Source organism: Spirillospora sp. NPDC046719 (assembly GCF_040645715.1).
GTDB lineage: Bacteria > Actinomycetota > Actinomycetes > Streptosporangiales > Streptosporangiaceae > Spirillospora.
Map to the genome: position 1 here is coordinate 1 of NZ_JBEYYT010000695.1, position 3,400 is coordinate 3,400.

A 3,400-nucleotide genomic window follows, 5' to 3' on the forward strand; every position below is an offset into this window, starting at 1 on the left:
GCTGGCGCTCGCTCCGCGTGCCTGCCCGTGAGGTGGCTGGGGTCTGGCCTTCCGTTCGTGTGTTCAGCCGGGGAGTTCCGTCAGGCTCTGTGGATGCGGAGGGGGAGGGACTTCCAGGCGCGGAGGGTGTTGTTGTGGTGGCGGGTCGGCGTTCCGGCCGGTTCGATGCGGTCCGCGCGGCGGGCCAGGGCCGTCAGGAGCGCCTCGGACTCCAGGCGGGCCACGTGCTGGCCGACGCACTGGTGCAGGCCCATGCCGAAGCCGACGTGGCCGGACGGGTCGCGTGCGAGGTCGAACGCGTCCGGGTCGTCCCAGCGGCGCGGGTCACGGTTGGCGGCGCCGAGGAACATGAGGATCTTGCGGCCGTCCGGGATCACCGTGCCGCCGATCTCCTGGTCGCCCACGGCGGTCCGGAAGAACGTCTGGACGGGTGACTGCCAGCGGACGGCCTCGTCGAACGCGGTGCGGGCCAGGTGCGGCTCGTCGCGGAGGCGCCGCCACTGGTCCGGGTTCGCCGCGAACGCGTACAGGACGGCGGCGAGGCCGTGGACGGTCGTGTCGACGCCCGCCGACAGCAGCGACCTCACGATCACCGGAGCCTGCTCGGGCGTGATGTCGCCCCTGTCCGCCGCCGCCCAGATCTGCGCGCCGAACCCGTCGGGTGACAGCCGGTCGCGTGCGCACTGGGCGTTCACCCAGCCCAACACGTCGGCCATGCGTGCTCGGCCTTTCCGGACGAGGTCGTTGTCCGGGCCGAACGTGTTGAACAGGTGGTCGCCGTAGGGGAGGAGGTTCTCGCGCCCGTCGGGTCCGAGGCCGACGGCGTCGGGGAAGACGCGGAGCGGGAACGCCTCCGCCAGGCGCGGCACGGCGTCGAATTCGGCGTCGGACAGGACCTCGTCGACGAGCCGTTCGGCGTCGGCGAACCAGTCGTCGCGCAGGCGCCGGAGCGCGCGCGGGCCGAGGACCTTGGCGAGGACGGCGCGCGGCGCGTCGTGGCGCGGCGGGTCCGCCTCCAGCAGCAGGCTGGGCGGTCGCCACGGCTTCTCGTGCCGGAAGTCGCTGAGCCCCACACCGGCGGCGGACTGGAAGCCCTGCCAGTCGGTCAGCGCGGCGCGCACGTGCTCGTAGCGGGCCAGCGCGAAGACGTCGTACCTGGTCAGATAGGTGACGGGACCGGCCTCCCGCAGCGCCTCGTGCAGCGGCAGCGGGTCTTCGAGGTGCTCGTGCCCGAACGGGTCGGCGTCGATCGCGGGCGGAGCCTGCACGGTGCTCATGGCGTTTCCTTTCACAGGTCCAGGACGAGGCGTTCGCTGCGCGACCGGGACACGCAGACGAACATGCAGTCGCCGGCCTCCCGCTCGTCGTCGTCGAGGATCGAGTCGCGGTGGTCGGGCACGCCGCCGAGGACGGCGGTCTCGCACGTCCCGCACAGCCCCTGCCGGCAGGATGACAGCACGCTCACCCCGGCGGCGCCGGCGGCGTCCAGCACCGACCGGCCCGGCGGGACGGTGACCGTCACGCCGGTGCGGCGCAGTTCCAGCTCGAACGGCTCGTCGCGGACGGCGCCGCTCTCGCGGGCGACGAACCGCTCGGTGCGCAGCAGCCCGCGCCGCCAGCCCGCGCAGCGCTCCTCCACGGCCTCCAGGAGCGGCGCCGGGCCGCAGCAGTAGACCTTGGTGGACGGGTCCTCGCCGGGCAGCCACGCGGCCAGGTCGAGGAGGCCCCGCTCGTCGTGTGGGACGACGGTCACCCGGTCGCCGTAGGTTTCCAGCTCGTCCAGGAACGCCATCGACGCCCGGGACCGGCCGCCGTAGAGCAGCCGCCAGTCCGCGCCGAGCATCTCCGCCTGCCGCACCATCGGCAGCAGCGGCGTGATCCCGATCCCGCCCGCGATGAACAGGTACCGGTCCGACGGGACGAGCCGGAAGTTGTTGCGGGGACCACCGATCCCGACCGGGTCGCCGACGCCGAGCTCGTCGTGGACGAACGCCGACCCGCCGCGCCCGCCGGGCTCCCAGAGCACCCCGACCCGGTACGTCCGGGCGTCCCAGCGGTCGCCGCAGAGCGAGTACTGCCTGGTCAGGCCGTTCGGAAGGACGAGGTCGACGTGCGCGCCGGGCGCCCAGTCCGGCAGCCGGCCGCCGTCGGGACGGGCGAGCGCCAGCGTCACGACGCCGTCGGCCGCCCGGTCCTTGGCGGCGACGCGGAGTTCGAGGGCCGTGTCCGCCATGGGGCCTCCTCAAGGTCCGGATACGGCCTCGAGAATCGCTTCCGGCGCGGCGCCCCGGCCACGGCCTTCTCATCTGGTGAGAGACGAATCGCCCACGGCCCGCGCGATGCCCCGCGCCGCCGCCTTCAGGGCGGGGATCGGCGCCCGCGCGTTGCCGTCGTTCGGGACGACGACCGACAGCGACGCGATCACGTCGCCGCCCGGTCCCCGGACCGGCACGGCGATGCCGGTTGCGCGCTCGTCGATGTACCCGGGGCAGAACGCGACGCCGCCGCGGCGGACGTCGGCGAGCAGCGCGCGCAGCCGGCGCGGGTCCACCACCGTGTCCGGCGTGAACGCGGCGAGGTCCCCGGCGAGCACCTCCTCGCGCAGGCCGGCCGGGGCGTGCGCGAGCAGCACCAGGCCGCTGGACGAGGCGTGCAGCGGCAGCCGCCCCGCGATCCGCGTCACGTTGATCACCGCGTTCGGCACCGACAGCCGCTCCACGAACAGCACCTCGCGGCCGTCGAGGACCCCGAGCTGGGTGTGGTGGCCGATCACCGCGTGCAGGTCCTCCATGTACGGCATCGCGGCCTCGCGCAGCCCGAGCGTCGGCGCGGCCCGCGACGCCAGCTCCCACATGCGCATGCCGACCCGGACGCGGCGCCGCTCGTCGCGCGCCAGCAGCCCGTGCCGCACCAGCTCCTCGACCAGCCGCGACGCCGTCGCGACGTGCAGGCCGGTCCGCCGCGCGATCTTCGACACCGACAGCGACGGATGGTCGGGATCGAAGGCGTCGAAGATCCGCACCGCCCTGGTCAGGACGGAATCACGTGCCACCCCGCCATTCTGCCCGTACGCGGTCCGCGTCAGGTCGCCGCAGCCCCGGGGGGCGGCGGGAACAGCCGCAGCCAGGCGGTGCCGGTGGCGCCGTCCTTCGCCCCGCGCACCTCGACGGGCTCGAACTCCGGGGCGGTCCCGCCGGCGGCGCGGTGCACGAGCGGCGAGACGATCACGCCGAGCACGGCCGCGCCCGGTGCCAGCCGCCGCCGCAGCACGGGAGCGTCCAGCAGCCGGGCGGCGCGGCCCAGCACCGCCCCGGTGATCCCGCCCGGTCCCGCGTGCACCGGGCCGGTGTCCACCGCGACCCGCACCTGGAACCGCCGGGGCGCGTCCGCCCGGCCGTCG

General features: G+C 75.0%; 4 protein-coding genes. All 4 read right to left on the reverse strand.

What is annotated here, in order from left to right; translation table 11 throughout:
• Window positions 1-80 precede the first annotated feature (80 nt).
• Window positions 81-1,277 (reverse strand): cytochrome P450, encoded by a 1,197-nt coding sequence (locus ABZ914_RS48760; RefSeq protein ID WP_500201421.1) that lies wholly within the window; start codon window positions 1,275-1,277, stop codon window positions 81-83.
• Between the two features lie 11 nt (window positions 1,278-1,288).
• A complete protein-coding gene (locus ABZ914_RS48765) occupies window positions 1,289-2,233 on the reverse strand; it encodes a PDR/VanB family oxidoreductase (RefSeq protein WP_500201422.1) in 945 nt (314 codons plus the stop codon).
• A gap of 69 nt (window positions 2,234-2,302) precedes the next feature.
• Window positions 2,303-3,052 (reverse strand): IclR family transcriptional regulator, encoded by a 750-nt coding sequence (locus tag ABZ914_RS48770; RefSeq protein ID WP_500201423.1) that lies wholly within the window; start codon window positions 3,050-3,052, stop codon window positions 2,303-2,305.
• Window positions 3,053-3,081: 29 nt separating this feature from the next.
• The coding region (locus ABZ914_RS48775; protein ID WP_500201424.1) for a nucleotidyl cyclase domain-containing protein at window positions 3,082-3,400 on the reverse strand (319 nt) is incomplete at its 5' end.

Excerpts from the sequence above, each read along its gene's own strand:
- ABZ914_RS48760 (WP_500201421.1), bottom strand. The coding sequence starts at position 1,277 with ATGAGCACCGTGCAGGCTCCGCCCGCGATCGACGCCGACCCGTTCGGG.
- ABZ914_RS48765 (WP_500201422.1), bottom strand. The coding sequence starts at position 2,233 with ATGGCGGACACGGCCCTCGAACTCCGCGTCGCCGCCAAGGACCGGGCG.